General features: G+C 73.5%; 14 protein-coding genes. 8 read left to right on the top strand and 6 right to left on the bottom strand.

Annotated features, from left to right (window positions below; all coding sequences use genetic code 11):
- Positions 1 to 28: 28 nt before the first annotated feature.
- Positions 29 to 1,894: a PucR family transcriptional regulator ligand-binding domain-containing protein gene (locus tag ABZY20_RS36045; RefSeq protein ID WP_356447570.1), complete on the bottom strand. Its 1,866-nt coding sequence runs from the start codon at positions 1,892 to 1,894 to the stop codon at positions 29 to 31.
- On the opposite strand from ABZY20_RS36045, the gene ABZY20_RS36040 reads away from it, so the two are divergent.
- The 4 genes from ABZY20_RS36040 to ABZY20_RS36025 all read left to right on the top strand — a co-directional run bounded on the left by ABZY20_RS36040 (position 1,893) and on the right by ABZY20_RS36025 (position 7,824).
- Positions 1,893 to 3,152: an aminotransferase class III-fold pyridoxal phosphate-dependent enzyme gene (locus ABZY20_RS36040; RefSeq protein WP_356447568.1), complete on the top strand. Its 1,260-nt coding sequence runs from the start codon at positions 1,893 to 1,895 to the stop codon at positions 3,150 to 3,152. The two genes, ABZY20_RS36045 and ABZY20_RS36040, sit on opposite strands and share 2 nt — an antisense overlap.
- 133 nt (positions 3,153 to 3,285) lie before the next feature.
- Positions 3,286 to 4,725, top strand: a complete 1,440-nt coding sequence (locus tag ABZY20_RS36035) for an NAD-dependent succinate-semialdehyde dehydrogenase (protein ID WP_356447566.1) — start codon at positions 3,286 to 3,288, stop codon at positions 4,723 to 4,725.
- Between the two features lie 98 nt (positions 4,726 to 4,823).
- The gene (locus ABZY20_RS36030) at positions 4,824 to 6,788 is read left to right on the top strand and encodes a heavy metal translocating P-type ATPase (protein WP_356447564.1); all 1,965 of its coding nucleotides are present in this window, start codon (positions 4,824 to 4,826) and stop codon (positions 6,786 to 6,788) included.
- Between the two features lie 634 nt (positions 6,789 to 7,422).
- Positions 7,423 to 7,824 (top strand): SseB family protein, encoded by a 402-nt coding sequence (locus tag ABZY20_RS36025; RefSeq protein ID WP_356447563.1) that lies wholly within the window; start codon positions 7,423 to 7,425, stop codon positions 7,822 to 7,824.
- Between the two features lie 30 nt (positions 7,825 to 7,854).
- Here ABZY20_RS36025 and ABZY20_RS36020 read toward each other — a convergent pair whose 3' ends face one another.
- The 5 genes from ABZY20_RS36020 to ABZY20_RS36000 form a co-directional block, all read right to left on the bottom strand.
- A complete protein-coding gene (locus ABZY20_RS36020) occupies positions 7,855 to 8,244 on the bottom strand; it encodes a MarR family transcriptional regulator (RefSeq protein ID WP_356447562.1) in 390 nt (129 codons plus the stop codon).
- Positions 8,245 to 8,314: 70 nt separating this feature from the next.
- Positions 8,315 to 9,346 carry a LacI family DNA-binding transcriptional regulator gene (locus ABZY20_RS36015; RefSeq protein ID WP_356447561.1) on the bottom strand — a complete coding sequence of 344 codons (1,032 nt, stop codon included), beginning with the start codon at positions 9,344 to 9,346 and terminating at the stop codon, positions 8,315 to 8,317.
- A complete protein-coding gene (locus tag ABZY20_RS36010; protein WP_356447559.1) occupies positions 9,343 to 10,251 on the bottom strand; it encodes a carbohydrate ABC transporter permease in 909 nt (302 codons plus the stop codon). The genes ABZY20_RS36015 and ABZY20_RS36010 overlap by 4 nt, the downstream gene beginning before the upstream one ends.
- Entirely contained in the window at positions 10,248 to 11,237 is a 990-nt protein-coding gene (locus ABZY20_RS36005) for a sugar ABC transporter permease (RefSeq protein ID WP_356447557.1), read from the bottom strand. The genes ABZY20_RS36010 and ABZY20_RS36005 overlap by 4 nt, the downstream gene beginning before the upstream one ends.
- Entirely contained in the window at positions 11,234 to 12,553 is a 1,320-nt protein-coding gene (locus ABZY20_RS36000; RefSeq protein WP_356447555.1) for an extracellular solute-binding protein, read from the bottom strand. Before ABZY20_RS36000 ends, ABZY20_RS36005 begins: the two co-directional genes overlap by 4 nt.
- Before the next feature lie 184 nt (positions 12,554 to 12,737).
- Between ABZY20_RS36000 and ABZY20_RS35995 the strand changes: the two genes are divergently transcribed.
- The 4 genes from ABZY20_RS35995 to ABZY20_RS35980 all read left to right on the top strand — a co-directional run bounded on the left by ABZY20_RS35995 (position 12,738) and on the right by ABZY20_RS35980 (position 18,077).
- Entirely contained in the window at positions 12,738 to 14,759 is a 2,022-nt protein-coding gene (locus tag ABZY20_RS35995) for a beta-galactosidase (protein ID WP_356447553.1), read from the top strand.
- Positions 14,760 to 14,876: 117 nt separating this feature from the next.
- Positions 14,877 to 16,436, top strand: a complete 1,560-nt coding sequence (locus ABZY20_RS35990; protein WP_356447551.1) for an arabinogalactan endo-1,4-beta-galactosidase — start codon at positions 14,877 to 14,879, stop codon at positions 16,434 to 16,436.
- Between the two features lie 214 nt (positions 16,437 to 16,650).
- A complete protein-coding gene (locus ABZY20_RS35985; protein WP_356447550.1) occupies positions 16,651 to 16,908 on the top strand; it encodes a helix-turn-helix domain-containing protein in 258 nt (85 codons plus the stop codon).
- 209 nt (positions 16,909 to 17,117) lie between these two features.
- The gene (locus ABZY20_RS35980) at positions 17,118 to 18,077 is read left to right on the top strand and encodes an SMP-30/gluconolactonase/LRE family protein (protein ID WP_356447548.1); all 960 of its coding nucleotides are present in this window, start codon (positions 17,118 to 17,120) and stop codon (positions 18,075 to 18,077) included.
- The last annotated feature ends 120 nt before the right edge of the window (positions 18,078 to 18,197 follow it).

The following is an 18,197-nucleotide window of genomic DNA, read 5'->3' as shown; positions in this document are numbered from 1 at the left end:
GGACCGCGGCCTCCTCGGGCAGCTCCGCTCAGTGGTCGCGCAGGACGCGCAACGCCGTGAGGGCGACGTGCAGTTCGGTGCGGCGCTCACCGGATTCGAGGTCCTGGCCGAGGAGCCGTTCGATGGTGCGCAGCCGCTGGTAGAGGGTCTCCCTGGACAGCCCGCCCCGGCGCGCGGCGGTGGTCTTGTTGCCGGCGGCGTCCAGGTAGTGGCCCAGGGTGGTCAGCAGGCCGGTGCCGTGCCGGGCGTCGTGGTCGATGAGCCGGCCGAGGCGGCGCTCGGTGTAGTCCTGGATGCGGGTGTCCTCGCGCAGGGCGTACAGCAGGCGGCGCAGGTCGACGTCCGGCGGTTCGTGGAAGGAGCGGCCGGCCGGGAGGGGCTGCCCGGGCGGGGTCGCCTCGCTGACCCGGGCCGCCTCGCGGAAGGAGCGGGCGGTGCCGGCGAGGTCCGCCGCCCGTGAGCCGACGCTGACGATCGCCCCGGGGGACAGGCCCAGCGCGGTGCGGCCCAGGCGCTCGGCCACCGCACGCCAGGGCTGCTCGGGGCGCAGCGCCAGGAGGATGCCGAGGCGGCCGGGGGAGAGTTCACCGACCAGTGCCGGGATGCCCGCCGACCTGAGCTCCCGGCGCAGCCCGGGTTCCGGATCGCCGCCCGCCTCTCCGGGACCCGGGTCGACGAGGACCGCCAGGAACACCACGCCCCGCGTGGGCAGCCCCAGGGCGGCGCAGCGGGCCCGGGCGTCCGCGGGGGAGTGGTGGCGCTGCTCCACCAGTTCCCGCAGGGCGGTGCGGTGCGCCGTGTGCTCCCACGGCGTGGAGTGGATCAGCCGGGCCACGGTCAGGGCCATCGCCGTGCGCTCCAGCACGGTGAGGTGCTCCGGTGCGAAGTCCGACCCGCCGCCGGGCAGCATCGCGAGCCGGCCCCAGCGTTCGCCGCGGTAGGACACGGGCGCGACGAGCCAGCCCTCCCGACCGCCCGCCCCCGTGCGGTCCGCGGGCCCCGCCGCCCGGGAACGCCGCTCCCAGCCGGCCAGCGCCTCCTCGATGGTGCTGCCCGACGGCTCGCAGATCAGCGCCTGGTGCACCAGGTTCTCCAGCACGACCGTGCGACCGCTCATCTCCGCCGCCGCGCGGACCACGTCCTCCGCTCCGGCGCCGCGCAGCGTCAGCGCCGTGAACGCCTCGTGGATGCGCTGCGTCCGGCGCATCGCGTCCGCCTGATGGCCGAGGATCAGGGCGTGGACGACCTGGGTGACCTCCAGGAAGTTGACGTCCCGGGCGAGCGTGACCAGCGGGAGATCCCGCGCGCGGCAGGCCCGCACCAGGGCGTCGGGCGGGCGGTGGTAGCGCCGTACCAGCTCGATGACCAGGGCGGCGGCCCCCACTTCCGTGAGCTCGTCGACGTACCGGCGGACTCCCGCCGCGTCGTCCGGCAGCGGCATGCCCGTGGTCAGCACCAGTTCGCCGCCCTTCAGGAAGGACGCCGGGTCGGTCAGCTCGGTGATGTGCACCCAGCGCACCGGCCGGTCCAGCCGGGCCGGCCCCGCAACGACGTGCGGCTGCCCGGCGGCCAGCACGGGCAGGGCGAGGACGTCGGCCACGGTGGGCGCGCGGCCGGCCGGGACGGCGGCCCGGTCGTCCGCCGGAGGGTGTTCGCTCACGGTTGTCTCCCTGCCCGCCCGGTCACCCCGGCAAGCGGCACCCGCCCGCGCGCCGGCCGTCCGCGTACGGGGCGGGCGGGACGTGCGGGGCGCGGTGGTTGACACACCGTCCGGACACGGCGTCCCCGCCGGACAGATCACGCGTTGCCGGGCCCCGCGGCGGCCCGGATGCTCGGACCCGGAGCAGATCCGGGCAGGGCACCCCACCTCGACGCACGGCCGGGAGACGAACATGACCGCACTGTCGCCGCACCTCCGCCAGGCCACGCCCGTGGTGGCGGTCCGGGGCGAGGGCGTCCACCTCTACGGTGAGGACGGCCGCCGCTACCTCGACTTCACCGCCGGCATCGGCGTCACCAGCACCGGGCACTGCCACCCCAGGGTCGTGGAGGCGGCACGGGAACAGGTGGGCACCCTGGTGCACGGCCAGTACACGACCGTCATGCACCGGCCGCTGCGCCGCCTCGTGGACAGGCTCGGCGAGGTCCTGCCCGCCGGGCTGGACAGCCTGTTCTTCACCAACTCCGGCAGCGAGGCCGTCGAGGCGGCCCTGCGGCTGGCCCGCCAGGCCACCGGCCGGCCCAACGTCCTGGTCTGCCACGGCGGTTTCCACGGCCGTACGGTCGCCGCGGCCTCCATGACCACCTCCGGCGTCCGCTTCCGGTCCGGCTTCGCCCCGCTGATGAGCGGCGTGGTCGTGACCCCGTTCCCGACGGCCTTCCGGTACGGCTGGGACGAGGAGACCGCCACCCGCTTCGCCCTCCGGGAGCTCGACTACACCCTCCAGACGATCTCGTCGCCCGCCGACACCGCGGCGATCGTCGTCGAGCCCGTCCTGGGCGAGGGCGGGTACGTGCCCGCCAGCCGCGCCTTCCTGGAGGGCCTGCGCGAACGCGCGGACCGGCACGGCTTCCTGCTGGTCCTCGACGAGGTCCAGACCGGCGTCGGCCGCACCGGCCGCTTCTGGGGCCACGACCACTTCGGCGTCCGCCCCGACATCCTGGTCACCGCCAAGGGCCTGGCCAGCGGCTTCCCCCTCTCCGCCATCGCCGCCCCCGAGGAGCTGATGGGCAAGGCCTGGCCCGGCTCGCAGGGCGGCACGTACGGCGCCAACGCCGTCGCCTGTGCCGCCGCCTGCGCCACGCTGGACGTCGTCCGCGACGAGAAGCTCACCGGGAACGCCGAAGCCATGGGCGAGCGGCTGCGCCGGGGGCTCGAGGCGGTGGCGGCCCGCACCCCGGGCATCGGCGACGTGCGCGGCCTCGGCCTGATGCTCGCCAGCGAGTTCGTCCACGAGGACGGCAGCCCCGATCCCGAGACCGCCGCCCGGGTGCAGCGCGCCGCCGTCGACGAGGGCCTGCTCCTGCTGCTGTGCGGCGCCTGGAACCAGGTCGTCCGTATGATGCCGGCGCTCGTGATCGGCGAGGCGGAGGTGGACGAGGGCCTCCGTGCCTGGGCGAAGGCCGTCGTGGCGGGCACGTCGCCCGGCTAGCCGCCGCCGAGGGGAGGGCACAGGCGCCGCCTCCAACTGCCGTGCAGCGCACGGGCGGTGGACTTCTCCCCGCGCCAGCCGACTCCGGACCGGACCCCGACGACCCCGCCGCCGACCCGCCAGGAGGCGCAACATGACCGAGACCCCGACCCAGTTGTTCATCGGTGGTGCGTGGACCGACGCCGCGGACCGCGCCACCCTGCCCGTCGACGACCCCGCCACCGGCGAGATCCTCTGCCGCGTCGCCGACGCCGGCCCCGAGGACGCCCGGCTCGCCGAAGAGGCCGCCGTCCAGGCACAGCCCGCCTGGGCCCGCACCGCGCCCCGGGCCCGCAGCGAGATCCTGCGCCGCGCCCACGACCTCATCCTCGAACGCACCGGCGAACTCGCCCGCCTCATGACCTCCGAGATGGGCAAGCCGCTGGCGCAGGCGCGCGGGGAAGTGGCCTACGCCGCCGAGTTCTTCCGCTGGTTCTCCGAGGAGGCCGTCCGTATCGACGGCGGCTGCGGCCTGCTCCCCGACGGCGGCACCCGCATGCTGCTCACGCGCCGCCCGGTCGGCCCCTGCCTGCTGATCACGCCCTGGAACTTCCCGCTGGCCATGGGCACCCGCAAGATCGGCCCGGCGATCGCCGCCGGCTGCACGATGGTCCTCAAACCCGCCCCGCAGACCCCGCTGTCCAGCCTCGCGCTGGCCGGGATCCTCGCCGAGGCGGGCCTGCCGGACGGGGTGCTGAACGTCGTCACCACCTCCCGCGCGGGAGAGGTGTGCGAGCCGCTCCTGCGCGGCGGGCGCATCCGCAAGCTGTCCTTCACCGGCTCCACCGCCGTCGGCCGGATCCTGCTGGCCCAGTGCGCGGGCACCGTCGTACGGACCTCGATGGAGCTGGGCGGCAACGCGCCGTTCATCGTCTTCGGGGACGCCGACCTGGACGCGGCCGTGGACGGTGCGATGGTCGCCAAGATGCGGAACATGGGGGAGGCCTGCACCGCCGCCAACCGCTTCTTCGTGCACCGGCCGGTGGCCGCCGAGTTCGGGCGCCGGCTCGCCGGGCGGATGGGCGCGCTGGTGGTCGGCCCCGGCAGCCGGGACGGCGTCGACGTGGGCCCGCTGATCGACGCGGCCGGGCGCGCCAAGGTGGAGGCACTCGTCGCGGACGCCGTGGAGCGCGGCGCCCGCGTCCTCACCGGCGGCCGGACACCGGAAGGGCCGGGCAGCTTCTACCCGCCGACCGTGCTCGACGGCGTCGACCCCGGCAGCCGCCTCATGGACACGGAGATCTTCGGACCGGTCGCGGCGATCCTCGCCTTCGACGACGAGGACGAGGTGCTGCGCCGCGCCAACGACACGCCCTGGGGCCTCGTCGGCTACGTCTTCACCCGCGACCTGGACCGCGGCCTGCGCGTCGGCGAAGGGCTGGAGGTCGGCATGGTCGGCCTGAACACCGGCCTCGTCTCCAACCCCGCCGCGCCCTTCGGCGGCGTCAAGCAGTCCGGACTGGGGCGTGAGGGAGGGCGGGTCGGGATCGACGAGTTCCTGGAGTACCAGTACCTGGCGATGCCCGTGCGGTGACGAGGAGGACGAGCCCCGTCGCACATGAAGGTATGAATGAGTCTTCATGTGTTCCTGTATGGTGGGGACGCTTCGCGCCCCCGCCAGAAGGACGCCTGATGACCTCCACCCTCACGCCGCAGCCGGTCGACCGGGCCGGGCCCTCCCGCACCGGGCCGGTGCCCCGGCGGCGTACCCGGGTCCTCGCCCTCCCGGAGGCGCGCTGGGCCGCCGCGGCCACCGCCTGCTTCCTGCTCGCGCTGCCCCTGCAGCTGACCGGCGCCCCCGCCTGGACCTGGGGCCCGCTGTACGCGCTGGCGTACGCCACCGGCGGCTGGGAACCGGGCTGGGAGGGGCTGAAGGCGCTGAAGGACCGCACCCTCGACGTCGACCTGCTGATGGTCGTCGCCGCCCTGGGCGCGGCCTCCATCGGGCAGGTGATGGACGGGGCGCTGCTCATCGTCATCTTCGCCACCTCCGGGGCGCTGGAGGCACTGGCCACCGCCCGCACCGCCGACTCCGTGCGCGGCCTGCTCGACCTGGCCCCCGCCACCGCCACCCGGCTGACCCCGGACGGCGGCGAACGGACCGTGCCCGTCGAGGAGCTGACGGTCGGTGACACCGTCCTCGTGCGCCCCGGGGAGCGCCTCGGCGCCGACGGGCACGTGCTGGACGGGGCGAGCGAGGTCGACCAGGCGACCATCACCGGCGAACCGCTCCCCGTGCCCAAGGAGCGGGGCGACGAGGTCTTCGCGGGCACCCTCAACGGCACCGGCGCCCTGCGCGTGCGGGTCGCGCGCGACGCGTCGGACTCGGTGATCGCCCGGATCGTGCGCATGGTGAAGGAGGCGTCCGAGACCAAGGCACCCACCCAGCTGTTCATCGAGAAGGTCGAACAGCGCTACTCCCTGGGCATGGTGGCCGCCACCCTGGCCGTCTTCCTGGTGCCGCTCGCCTTCGGCGAGCAGCTCTCCGAGGCGCTGCTGCGGGCCATGACCTTCATGATCGTGGCCTCGCCCTGCGCGGTCGTCCTGGCCACGATGCCGCCCCTGCTGTCGGCCATCGCCAACGCCGGACGGCACGGCGTGCTGGTGAAGTCGGCCGTGGTGATGGAGCGGCTCGGCCAGGTGGACGCGGTCGCGCTCGACAAGACCGGCACCCTCACCGAGGGCAGCCCGCGCGTCACCGACGTCCGGCCGCTGCCCGGATCCGGCCTGGACGAGCGCGAGCTGCTGACCCTGGCGGCCGCGGCCGAGCGGCCCAGCGAGCATCCGCTCGCCCGCGCCGTGGTCGACGCCGCCCACGAGCGCGGCCTCGACCTGCCCGACGCACGCGACTTCAGCTCCGCTCCCGGGGTGGGGGTGGAAGCCGTCGTCGACGGCCGTACGGTCGCGGTGGGCGCCCCCGCCCGGCTCACGGACGACGTCCCGGCCGCCGTCGCCGGCCTGGAGGAGTCCGGCCGTACCGCCGTCCTGGTCGTCGTCGACGGCGCCCCGGCCGGGCTCCTCGGCATCGCCGACCGGCTGCGCCCCGACGCGGCCGCCACGGTCGCCGCGCTCACCGCCCTCACCGGCGCCGCCCCGACACTCCTCACCGGCGACAACCCCCGGGCCGCCGCCCGCCTCGCCGCCGAGGCCGGCATCGACGACGTGCGCGCCGGGCTGCTGCCGCAGGACAAGCTGACGGCGGTGCGCGAGCTGGAGAGCACCGGCCGCAAGGTGCTGGTCGTCGGCGACGGCGTCAACGACGCGCCCGCCCTGGCCGCCGCCCACACCGGGATCGCCATGGGCCGGGCGGGCTCCGACCTCGCACTGGAGACGGCCGACGCGGTGATCGTCCGCGACGAACTCGCCGCCGTCCCCGCCACCGTCGCCCTCTCCCGCCGCGCCCGTCGGCTCGTCGTGCAGAACCTCGTCATCGCCGGGGTGTTCATCGCGGGCCTGGTCGTCTGGGACCTCGCCGGGGAACTGCCGCTGCCGCTGGGCGTCGCGGGTCACGAGGGCTCCACGGTCCTGGTCGGGCTGAACGGGCTGCGGCTGCTGCGCGAGACGGCCTGGCGGCGGGCCGTGGCCGAGAGCGGCTGACGCCGGCGTACGGCGGCGGACCGGCGGGAGGACCGCTGCCGGTCCGGCCGCCCTCAGCGCGCGGCCGCACGGGTCAGCCCGGGCGGGTCAGCAGGGTGAGGTCACTGCTCGTCGCCACGCCCAGGGTCCGCCCGGAGGGCGAGAAGCCGGCGGCCGCGCAGCTCCGAGCAGTCGGCGCCGAAGATGTTTCACCAGCCCTCACCGTGCGGCCTGCGGTACGGCACCCCCCCCGCCTGGGCGGAGCAACACCTTGTGGTCGGGCCACGCGGGGCCGACGACGTCGACGCTCCAGCCGTCGGACGTCCCGGTGGGCAACCCGCCGCCGAGAGACCGGCGACGGGCACGCGCGTCCCCGCCGGCGGCCCCAGCCCGGGCAGGCCAGATCCGTCGCCGCCTCCGCCTCCGCCTCCGGGAAGCTGTCGCCGGGGCCGGGATCACCGTCCCTGGCGATCCTCTCGCCGGTGACGGCGTCCTTCACCGGTCCTCCCCAGCCGGGACAGGACCGTGCCCGTCCCGCAACCGGCGGTACCCACCAGGATTGTGCCGTGCCCGATCGGGTACGCGGGCAGGACCGTGCCCGGGGCGACCCATGTGCCGGGCAGGCCGCAAGACCGCCGCTACCAGGGAATCTGCCATGGAGACACCCGCAAACGAACCCACGCCCACGCCCGCCCAGCGGGCTCTGGACGTCCTCGCCGAGAACACCGAGGACGCGGCGGCTCTGGACGCGCTCGCCAACAGCGACGTGCTCATCCCCGTGCCCGACGACGCGAACGACGCCGACGCCGCCAACCCCTCGGCGGTGGCGCTGCCCGTGCTGGAGCAGCCGGGCGGCGAGCCGGTCGTGCCCGTGTTCACCTCCGAGGTGGAGATGGCCGGGCTGCTGCCGTTCGTGTCCCGCTACCGTCTGGTGCCGCTCGGCGCCCTGGCCGCACAGTGGCCGGCCGACGACCTGTCGCTCACCATCGACGGCAGCTCGGAACACCGCCTGACGCTCACCTCGGAGGGAGTGCGCACCCTGCTGGCACGCCCCTAGGGCGACCGACCAGAACCGGGCCCGGGCCGCCTACGCGCCCAGGGTCCGGGCCAGTGCGGCCCGCTGCAGCGGCAGCACCTCGGCGTGCAGGTCACGGCCCTTGGCGGTGAGCCTGACCCACACACCGCGCCGGTCCTCCTCGCACACCGTGCGCGTCACCAGCCCGTCCTTCTCCAGCCGGGCGATCAGCCGCGACAGCGCGCTCTGGCTCAGATGCACCCGCCCGACCAGGTTCTGCACCCGGCACTGGTCGCCCTCCCCGGGCGCGGCGCTCGCGAGCATGTCCAGGACCTCGAAGTCCGACGCGCCCAGGCCGTAGGGATGCAGCGCCCGGTCGATCTCGCACATCGTGCGCGCGTGCGCCGACAGGATGTCCCGCCACCGCTCCTCGAGCCGCGTACCAGCCGTTTTCGCCGCCATAGGGGAACGGTAACACCGGCACGGCGTTCGATGACCGTGCATGGAGCACGCCCCGCCCGCGAGGGGAGCCTCAGGTCGACTCCCGCTTCACCAGCTCCGTCGGCAGGATCACCGCCGCCGCGTCCTCGCCGCCGATCTGCGCCAGCAGCACCCGCACCATCTCGGCGCTGATGCGGTCCCAGGGCTGCCGGATGGTCGTCAGCTCGGGGCTGGCCGCCACCGCCGCCGGCGAGTCGTCGAAACCGCCGACCGCCACGTCCTCCGGCACCCGCCGGCCCGCCCGCTTCAGCGCCGCGAGCACCCCCTGCGCCATGAGGTCCGACGCCACGAACACCGCGTCCACGTCCGGGGCCCGCGCCAGCAGCCGCTCGGCCGCCGCCTCGCCGCTCGCCCGGCTGTAGTCGCCGGAGACCACGAGCCGCTCGTCGAACTCCAGCCCTTCCGCCGCCAGCACCTCCCGGTAGCCGGCCAGGCGCTCCACTCCGCCGGGCGTGTCCAGCGGGCCGGTGACCGTGCCCACCCGGCGGCGCCCGAGCGACAGCAGGTGCCGGACCATGTCCCGGGCGCCGTCGCGGTCGTCGGCCGCCACGTAGCTGACCTTGGAGCCCAGCCCGATCGGCTTCCCGCACGCCACGAGCGGCACCCCGGCCCCGCGCAGCTGCTCGGCCACCGGGTCGCCGGAGTGGCTGGAGACCAGCAGCACCCCGTCGACGTGCCCGGCGGTGATGTACCGCGTGATGCGCCGCCGTTCGTCCTCCGTGCCCGCCAGCATCAGCAGCAGCGGGATGTCGTGCGCGGCGAGCGCCTGGGTGCAGCCGCGCAGCAGCACGTTGAAGTTGGGGTCCTCGAAGAACCGCTCCTGGGGCTCGGTGAGCAGGAAGCCGACCGAGTCGGACCGGCCGGTGATCAGGGAGCGGGCGTGCCGGTTGACGACGTAACCGGTCTTGCGGATGGCCGCGTTGACCGCCTCCTGGGCGGCCGGGCTGACGTAGTGGCCGCCGTTGAGCACACGTGAGACGGTGCCGCGCGAGACCCCCGCCTCGCGCGCCACGTCGTGGATCGTGGGCGGCCTGCGCCTGCCCCCCGCAGCGTTCATGGTCATGACTTTACGGCTCCGGAGAGCAGATCAAGACTCCAGAACCGCTGGATGACCAGGAAGAGGGCGACCAGCGGCAGCACCGCGAGGAACGCGCCCGTGATCACCAGGGTGTACAGCGCCGGGGCGTTGGCGCCCTGCTCCAGCAACGTGAACAGCCCCAGGGTGATCGGGAACTTCTCGTCGTCGCTGAGCATGATGTACGGCAGCAGGAAGTTGTTCCAGATCGCCACGAACTGGAACAGGAACACCGTGACCATGCCGGGGATCATCATGGGCAGCCCGATCCGCGTGAAGATCCGCCACTCGCCCGCCCCGTCCATCCGCCCGGCCTCCACCACGTCGGCCGGCACCGCGGCGGCGGCGTAGATCCGGGCCAGGTAGACGCCGTACGGGAAGAGGATCTGCGGCAGCAGCACGGACAGGTGCGAGTCCGTGAGGTCGGCCTTCGCCAGCAGCAGGTACTGCGGGACGGCGAGGATCACCGGCGGCATCAGCACCCCCGCGAGCAGCACGTTGAAGAGCGCCTCGCGGCCCCGGAAGCGGTAGATCGCCAGCGCGTAGCCGCTGACCGCCGACACGCACGTCGACAGCAGGGCGCCGAGGCCGGCGTACAGCGCGGAGTTGCCCATCCACTGCCAGTAGACGCCGTCGCGGTAGGCGTTCAGGTCCCGGACGTTGTCCGTGAAGCCCGTGCCGGGCAGGAAGGTGAAGGTGGAGAACAGCTCACGCCCGGACTTGGTGGCCGCGATGACCACCCAGGCCACCGGCAGCAGGCAGTACAGCGCGCCCAGGAGCAGCGTGACCGTCGGGATCGGGGCGATGCGGCGGCGCAGCGGCGGCCGGTCCCGGGAGGTGCCGGGCGTGCTGCCCGCCACCGGCTCGGCCTGGGGGACGGCGAGGGAACTCATCGGGCTGTCTCCTGCTTCTGACGACGGTTCGCGGCGCGCAGGAAGCCGAAGGACAGCAGCAGCGTGGCGAAGGCGATGATCACGGCCTGCGCGGCGGCCCCGTGGATGTCGTTCTCGCCGAAGGCGTCCCGGTACACCTTCATCAGCGGACTCCACGTCGTGGACACGGAGTTGGTGAGCGGTTTGAGGGTGGTGGGCTCGTTGAACATCTGCAGCGTGGCGATGATCGAGAAGAAGAACGTCAGCACCAGCGACGGGGCCACCATCGGGATCTTGATGCGCAGGGCGATCTGCACAGGCGTGGCGCCGTCCAGCTTCGCCGCCTCGTGCACCTCCGCGGGGATCGCCTGGAGGGAGGTGTAGATGACGATCATGTTGAAGCCGGTGCCGCCCCACACCGCGATGTTCGACAGGGCCAGGTACAGCGGCCCGCCGTCCAGCAAATCCGGTTGCGGCAGCCCCAGCCTGTCGAGCACGAAGTAGAAGGGGCTGACGTCCGGCAGGTACAGGAACCCCCACAGCAGCGCCGCGACCACGCCCGGGATGGCGTACGGCAGGAAGATCGCGAGCCGGGTGAAGGGCGCGAGCCGCACTCTCTCCGCGTCGAGCATCAGCGCGAACAGCAGGGCCAGGCCCAGCATCACCGGGACGACGATGCAGCCGTAGCCCAGCACCCTCAGGGCGCCGTGCAGCAGTTCGCTGTCGGAGAGGGCGTCGGTGTAGTTCTCCAGACCGGCCCAGACCTCCGTGCGGGCGCCGGAACCGAGGCCGAGGCCGGAGACCTTCACCTTGCGGAAGCTGAGCCACACCGCGTAGCCGATGGGCAGCGCGAAGAACAGCGCGAACAGGACCGTCGCGGGGATCAGGAAGAGATAGGGGGCGCTCCGCGCTCGTGCGCGGGTGGTCGCGCGGGTGGTGGTGCGAGACGGACGGGCGTACGGGGCCCCCTCGCCCCCGTACGGTCGCCGGCGTGCCGTGCTTTTCACTCCGCGACCTCGAAGCCCTGCTTCTTCAGGTCGGCGACGGTGCCGGCCTGCATCCTGTCCAGCGCGGCGCCGAAGTCCGACTTGTTCTTGGCGGCGGCGCCGAAGGCGTCCTTGAAGGTGGTGTAGGCGACGTTCACGTTCGGGCCCCAGGCCGAGGGCGCGGTGGTCTCGGCGATGTCGGCGGCCTTGGTGTAGAAGTCGGCCTGGTTCGAGAAGTAGGCCGGCGGCTTGAGGAAGGCGCCGCTGGTCTGGGCGTTGGTGGCGGCGGGGTAGATGCCGCTCTCCTTGGCCAGCGCGTTCAGGGCCTCGCTGTCGGTGTTCAGCCACGCGGCGAACTTCGCGGCGGCCGCCCGGTGCCGGGAGTCGGTGGTGACGGCGGTGGAGGAGCCGCCCCAGCTGCCGGTGCGGTTCTCGCTCGCGGACCACTGGGGGAGCGGGGCCATGGCCCACTTGCCCTTGGTGTCGGGGGCGGCGGTGGTGAGCGTGCCCGGGGCCCACACGGCGCTGACCCAGGCGATCTGCTTGCCGGTGTTGAGCGCCTTGTTCCAGGCCGGGGTGTACATGGGCTGGTTGTCGATGGCGCCCTCAGCGACGAGGCCGCCCCAGAACTTCGCGACCTTCTGGGTGGCCGCGTCGTCGATGGCGACCTTCCACCGGTCGCCGGAGGCCGTCCACCACTTCGCGCCGGCCTGCTGGGCGAGGCCCGCGAAGAGGCCGGAGTCGTTGGCGGAGAAGGTGGTGAGGTCCTTGCCGGGCGCCGCCTTCTTCAGCTTGCGCGCGGTCTCGGCGAACTCGTCCCAGGTCGCCGGCACCGTCAGGCCGTACTCCTCGAACAGGTCCTCGCGGTAGTAGAACATCATCGGCCCGATGTCCTGCGGGACCGCGTAGACCGCGTCCGTGCCCAGGGTCGTCTGCTGCCAGACGCCGTCGGCGAACCTGTCCTCGACCCCGCCCACCTCTCCGGAGATGTCCGCGAGCGCGTCGTTGCTGACCAGGGTGGGCAGCGCCTGGTACTCGGCCTGCACCAGGTCGGGGGCCTTGCCCGCCTTGTGCGCGGTGAGGATCTTGGTGACGAGCGTGTCGCCGGAGGCCTGCTTCTTCACCGTGACGGTGATCCGGTCCTTCTTTCCCGGGCCCTTGTTCCAGAGGTCGACGACCTTGTCCATGCCGGGCGTCCACGTCCAGTACGTCAGCGAGGCCGGGCCCGCCTCGCTCCCGCCGTCGCCGGAGTCCGTGCCGCAGGCGGCGAGGGTGGTGGCGCCGAGGGCCAGTGCGACGGCGGTTCTCACCAGGCGGCGGCGCTTTGTGTACGGCATGGATCTCTCCCCTGACCTGGGGTCCTCGCCCGCTGCGAGGACCTGCCCTGCTTCTGTGAGCGTTCACAGTAGAGAAACATCCCGGACACTTGTCAATGGTTGTTGCTGTGCGGTTATGTTGGGCTCAGCGCAGCGATACTGTGTGTGCACGTTCCCAATTGATCGATCGACCGGGAGACCATCCATGCCGGAGACCACCCCCAGGGGCCTCACCAGGCTCGCCTTCGGTGGGGACTACAACCCCGAGCAGTGGCCGGAAAGCGTCTGGCAGGAGGACGTCCGGCTGATGCGGGAGGCCGGCGTCACCATGGTGAGCGTCGGGATCTTCTCCTGGGCCCTGCTGGAGCCCGCGCCCGGCACGTACGACTTCGGCTGGCTGGACCGCCTGCTGGACCTGCTGCACGAGCACGGCATCCGCGTCGACCTCGGCACCCCCACCGTCGCGCCGCCCGCCTGGTTCTACCGCGCCCACCCCGACGCCCTGCCCGTCACCGCCGAGGGACTGCGCCACGAGTTCGGCTCCCGCGGCGCCATCTGCCACAGCAACGCCGACTACCGCGCGGCCGCCGCCGGCATCACCACCCGGCTCGCCGAGCGCTACGGCGGCCACCCGGCCCTCGCCCTGTGGCACGTCCACAACGAGTACGGCGTCCCCGTCTCGGCCTGCTACTGCGACTCCTGCGCCGCCCACTTCCGCCGTTGGCTGACGGCCTCCTACGGCACGGTCGACGCGGTCAACGACGCCTGGGGCACCGCCTTCTGGGGCCAGCGCTACGCCTCCTTCGAGGAGATCAACCCGCCGCGTACGACCCCCACCGTCGGCAACCCGGCCCAGGCCCTGGACTACAAGCGGTTCGCCGACGCCACCATGCGCGAGAACTTCCGCGCGGAACGGGACATCCTGCACCGCCTCTCACCCGGCGTCCCGGTCACCACCAACTTCATGACGGCGCTGAGCCAGTGCGACTCCGTCGACTACTGGGCCTGGGGCCGCGAGGTCGACCTCGTCACCAACGACCACTACCTCATCACCGACGGCCGCCGCACCCACGTCAATCTCGCGATGGCCGCCGACCTCACCCGCTCGGTGGCCGGGGGAGCCCCCTGGCTGCTGCTGGAGCACTCCACCTCGGGCGTCAACTGGCAGCCGCGCAACCCCGCCAAGGCCCCCGGCCAGATGGCCCGCAACTCCCTCGGCCACGTGGCGCGCGGCTCCGAGGGCGCCATGTTCTTCCAGTGGCGCCAGTCCCGGCGCGGCGCCGAGAAGTTCCACTCCGCGATGCTCCCGCACGGCGGCACCGACACCCGCGTGTGGCGCGAGGTCGTCGAACTCGGCGCCTCCGTCGAGTCGCTGAGCGCCGTACGCGGCACCCGCACCGAGGCCGACGTGGCCGTGCTGTGGGACTGGCACTCCTGGTGGGCGCAGAACCTCGACTGGCGCCCCAGCGAGGACCACGACGCCCGCGAACGCGCCGACGCCTTCTACGAGGCCCTCTACGACCGCCACCTCACCGTCGACTTCGCCCATCCGGAAGCCGACTTGTCGAGGTATCCCCTTGTCGTCGTACCGGCCCTCTACCTGATGACCGAGGCGGCCGGCGGCAACCTGAGGCAGTACGTCGAGAACGGCGGCACACTGGTCGTCTCGTACTTCTCCGGCATCGTCGACGAGCACGACGCCGTCCACGCGGGCGCCTACCCGGGCGCGCTGCGCGACGTCCTCGGCCTCACCGTCGAGGAGTTCTCGCCGCTGCTGCGCGGCGAGACGGTGCGCGTCACCGGCCCCGGCACGGCCGGGCTGGACGCCGACGTCTGGACGGAGTTCGTGGTGCCGCGCGGCGCCGAGACCGTCCTGACCTACGCCGACGGCCTCACCGCGGGCCGCCCCGCCGTCACCCGGCACCGCCTCGGCGAGGGCACCGCCTGGTACGTCTCCACCCGGCTCGGCGCCGACGGCCTCGACACCGTGCTCGCCCGGGCCGGCCAGGACGCGCGGCTCGACCCGCGCGCCGACCTGCCCCGCGATGTCGAGGTGGTGCGCCGCGTCGGCGAGTCGGGCACCTTCCTGTTCGCCGTCAACCACACGAGCGCCGACGCCAAGGTCCCGCTGGAGACCCCCGGCACCGAACTGCTCACCGGGGAACGCGCAGCGGGCCGCCTGGCCGTCCCCGCCGGAGCCGTCCGGGTCGTCCGGCTCGACGGCTGAACCGACTCCCTCCGCCCGCGCGTGCCACGAGCCGCGGGCGGAGGGTCACGCCCCTCACCGCCCTTCCGGGGCAGGGGCACCCCACCCCCACCGACGTCGAAGGGACGACGGACGACGATGTTCCATCCCAGACGCACACTGAGAGCCCTGCTGCTGCCGCTCGCCGCGGGACTCGCCCTCACCGCCCTGCCCGCCCCCTCCGCCCAGGCGGCGAGCACCCTGACCAACGGCGGCTTCGAGGCCGACGGTTCGGGCACCGCCGTACCGGCGGGCTGGTCCGAGTACGGCGACACCGGCGCCTCGTTCGTGGAGTCCGGCGGTCACGGCGGCAGCCACCGCCTGAGCCACTGGGCCTCCTCCGCGTACAAGGCCGAGACCTACCAGTACCTGTCCGGGCTCACCAACGGGTCCTACAGGCTCACCGCCTGGGTGCGCTCCGGCGGCGGCCAGAAGTCCGCGTACATAGCGCTGAAGAACTGCGGCGGGCCCGAGCAGCGTACCGACCTGCCGGTCTCCTCCAGCGGCTGGATCAGGATCGTCGTGCCGGTCCGGGTGACCGCGGGACAGTGCACCATCAGCGTCAACAGTGACGCGAACGCGGGCAACTGGATCAATGTCGACGACCTGACCTTCACCCCGGGGACGTCCGGTACGTCGATCAAGGGCGCCGACGTGTCCTCCCTCGCCAAGAGCGAGGCCAAGGGCGGCGTCTACCGCACCGGCTCCGGCACGGCCGGCGACGCGCTGTCGATCCTGAAGTCCTCCGGCATGAACTACGCACGCCTGAAGGTCTGGGTGAACCCGGCCGACGGCTACAACGACAAGGCCCGGGTCCTGGCCACGGCCAGGCGCGTCAAGGCGCAGGGCATGAAGCTCCTGGTCGACTTCCACTACTCCGACTTCTGGGCCGACCCCGGCCGCCAGGACAAGCCCGCCGCCTGGGCCGGGCACACGTACGCCCAACTCAGGACCGACGTGTACCGGCACACCCACGACGTGCTGAACGCCCTGAAGGCGCAAGGCACCACCGCCGACATGGTCCAGGTCGGCAACGAGATCAACGGCGGCATGCTGTGGAACGAGGGGTCCACCGCCGACTGGACCCGGCTGGCCGGCCTGCTCAACTCCGGCTACGACGCGGTCAAGGCGGTCGACGCGTCCACCACCGTGGCGCTGCACCTCGCCGAGGGCGGTGATCTGGAGGGCACCCGCTGGTGGTTCGACAGCGCCCGCTCCCACGGAGTGCGCTTCGACGCGATCGGCCTGTCGTTCTACGGCTACTGGCACGGCACCCTGACCGACTTCCAGACGACCCTCGACGACGCGGCCGCCCGCTACGGCAAGCCGGTCTTCGTCGCCGAGACGGCCTACCCGTTCCGGCTGGACAGCGAGGACGCACACGAGAACATCATCGACACCGCGGCCGAACTGGTCCCCGGCTACCCGGCGACCGTGGCCGGCCAGACCCGGTGGATGAACGACATGATGAGCATCGTGGAGGCCGTACCCAACGGCCGCGGCCTGGGCATCTTCTACTGGGAGGCCACCTGGACCGCGGTGGACGGCAACGGCTGGGACCCGACCGACCCGTCCTCCGGCAACGCCTGGGAGAACCAGGCGCTGTTCGGCTACGACGACCGGGCGCTGGCGTCGGTGTCCTGGTTCCGCCACCGCTGAGACGGCGGGGGAGGGGGCGTGGCGGTCCGCGCCGCGCCCCCTCCCGCCGAACGCCGGCCGGCCGGACTCCTGCCCGCTGAACTCCGCCGCGCCGTGGAGGAGTTGGGTATCGGTCAACGCTGCCGAGTGCCGGACACGGCCGCGCGGGGTGCGGGACAGTGGGAGGACGCGGCGAAGAGGACCAGAGGACGGTGCCGCGAGGCAGGGGCACGACATGCTGAGGACTCCCACGGACGAGACGCGGATGCGCATCCTGGCCTGGCTGAGGGAACCCGACGCCGGCGCCGGCGGGGTCACGGCGGACGAGGTCGCCGCGCGCTTCGCCCTCCCGCTCCCGGTCGCCGTCACCCATCTCCGGCTGCTGGCGGCCACCGGCATGGTGCACACCGGCCGGTCCGCGGGCCGGGTCCGCTACCACCGCGACGACGTGCGGATCGCCGAGATCGCCCGGGTGTTCGAAAAAGGCTGGTAGGCGACCCGGTCCGGCCAATCCGGCCCGGCCGGGCCGGTCCGTGCAGCAGAATCACCCCGACGGCCGGGCGAGCCCCGCAAGCAGAACCACTCCGACCGGGCGGACCCCGCAGCGGCGTCACCCAAGCCGGGCGGCCCGGCGCTGCGCCACGGCCCCGACTCGGCGACCCGGCAGCCCGATCGCCCCCGACGGTGGAGGACCCGCACACGATGGACCGTCCCACGGCACTCGTCCCCCGTCACTACGTCGCGGTGGGCCACGGCCCCGAGGACGTGGTCGCCGACCCCCGCGGCCGGGTGCTCACCGGCCTGGCGGACGGCCGCATCCTGCGTCTGGAAGGGGTGACGGACCCCGTCACGGCCCGTACCGAGGTGATCGCGGAGACCGGTGGCAGGCCGCTCGGGCTCGAACTGCTCCCGGACGGCGACCTGCTGGTGTGCGACGCCGAGCGCGGGCTGCTGCGCGTCGGCACCGGCGACGGCACGGTCCGCGTCCTCGCCGACACGGTGGAGGGGGAGCGGCTGCGCTTCTGCAGCAACGCCGTGGCGCTGTCGGACGGCAGCGTGTACGTCACCGTCTCCACCCGCCGCTACCCCCTGGAGCACTGGATCGGCGACATCGTCGAACACACCGCGACGGGGCGGCTGCTGCGTCTCGCCCCCGGCGCCGACACCCCCGAGGTGGTGCTGGACGGCCTGCGGTTCGCCAACGGGATCGCCGTCGGCGCGGACGAGTCCTTCCTCGTCGTCGCCGAGACCGGCGCCCGCCGGCTCGTACGGCACTGGCTCACCGGACCGCGGGCCGGGCGGACCGAGCCCTTCGCCGAGAACCTGCCCGGCATGCCCGACAACCTCTGGCGCGGTACTCCCGACGGACCCGTCTGGGTCGCGCTCGCCGGGCCCCGGGTCCCCCCGCTCGACCTGCTCCACCGCGCCGCGCCCGCGGTCCGCCGCGCCGCCGCCCGGGTGGCCGTGCGCGCCCCGTTCCGCCCCACCGGCACGGTCGCCGTCCTGGCCTTCGACGACGCCGGCCGGGTCGTCCACCACCTCGCCCGCCGCCACTCGGGTTACCGCATGGTCACCAGCGTGTGCGAGGCCGAGGGGCACCTGGTCCTGGGGAGCCTGTGGGAGCGGGGCGTGGCCGTCTGCGAGGCACCCGCAGCGACGTGACCCCGGCGCGCACGGGCCGCCAGGAGGTTGTGAACTGCTGGCGGCTGACTGTGCATGAGCGTGTTCAGGTGCGCATGAGTGAGTGTCCGGACTGCGGAAGGTGCGGCCTCGTGCGCGTGA

Origin of the sequence: Streptomyces sp. NPDC006624, from assembly GCF_040611555.1 — a bacterium.
Taxonomy (GTDB): Bacteria; Actinomycetota; Actinomycetes; order Streptomycetales; family Streptomycetaceae; genus Streptomyces.
Note: the sequence above shows the minus strand (reverse complement) of the source record. Positions and strands in the feature narration are given on the sequence as shown.

Excerpts from the sequence above, each read along its gene's own strand:
- ABZY20_RS36040 (WP_356447568.1), top strand. The coding sequence starts at position 1,893 with ATGACCGCACTGTCGCCGCACCTCCGCCAGGCCACGCCCGTGGTGGCG.
- ABZY20_RS36045 (WP_356447570.1), bottom strand. The coding sequence starts at position 1,894 with ATGTTCGTCTCCCGGCCGTGCGTCGAGGTGGGGTGCCCTGCCCGGATC.
- ABZY20_RS36035 (WP_356447566.1), top strand. The coding sequence starts at position 3,286 with ATGACCGAGACCCCGACCCAGTTGTTCATCGGTGGTGCGTGGACCGAC.
- ABZY20_RS36030 (WP_356447564.1), top strand. The coding sequence starts at position 4,824 with ATGACCTCCACCCTCACGCCGCAGCCGGTCGACCGGGCCGGGCCCTCC.
- ABZY20_RS36025 (WP_356447563.1), top strand. The coding sequence starts at position 7,423 with ATGGAGACACCCGCAAACGAACCCACGCCCACGCCCGCCCAGCGGGCT.
- ABZY20_RS36020 (WP_356447562.1), bottom strand. The coding sequence starts at position 8,244 with ATGGCGGCGAAAACGGCTGGTACGCGGCTCGAGGAGCGGTGGCGGGAC.
- ABZY20_RS36015 (WP_356447561.1), bottom strand. The coding sequence starts at position 9,346 with ATGACCATGAACGCTGCGGGGGGCAGGCGCAGGCCGCCCACGATCCAC.
- ABZY20_RS36010 (WP_356447559.1), bottom strand. The coding sequence starts at position 10,251 with ATGAGTTCCCTCGCCGTCCCCCAGGCCGAGCCGGTGGCGGGCAGCACG.
- ABZY20_RS36000 (WP_356447555.1), bottom strand. The coding sequence starts at position 12,553 with ATGCCGTACACAAAGCGCCGCCGCCTGGTGAGAACCGCCGTCGCACTG.
- ABZY20_RS35995 (WP_356447553.1), top strand. The coding sequence starts at position 12,738 with ATGCCGGAGACCACCCCCAGGGGCCTCACCAGGCTCGCCTTCGGTGGG.
- ABZY20_RS35990 (WP_356447551.1), top strand. The coding sequence starts at position 14,877 with ATGTTCCATCCCAGACGCACACTGAGAGCCCTGCTGCTGCCGCTCGCC.
- ABZY20_RS35985 (WP_356447550.1), top strand. The coding sequence starts at position 16,651 with ATGCTGAGGACTCCCACGGACGAGACGCGGATGCGCATCCTGGCCTGG.
- ABZY20_RS35980 (WP_356447548.1), top strand. The coding sequence starts at position 17,118 with ATGGACCGTCCCACGGCACTCGTCCCCCGTCACTACGTCGCGGTGGGC.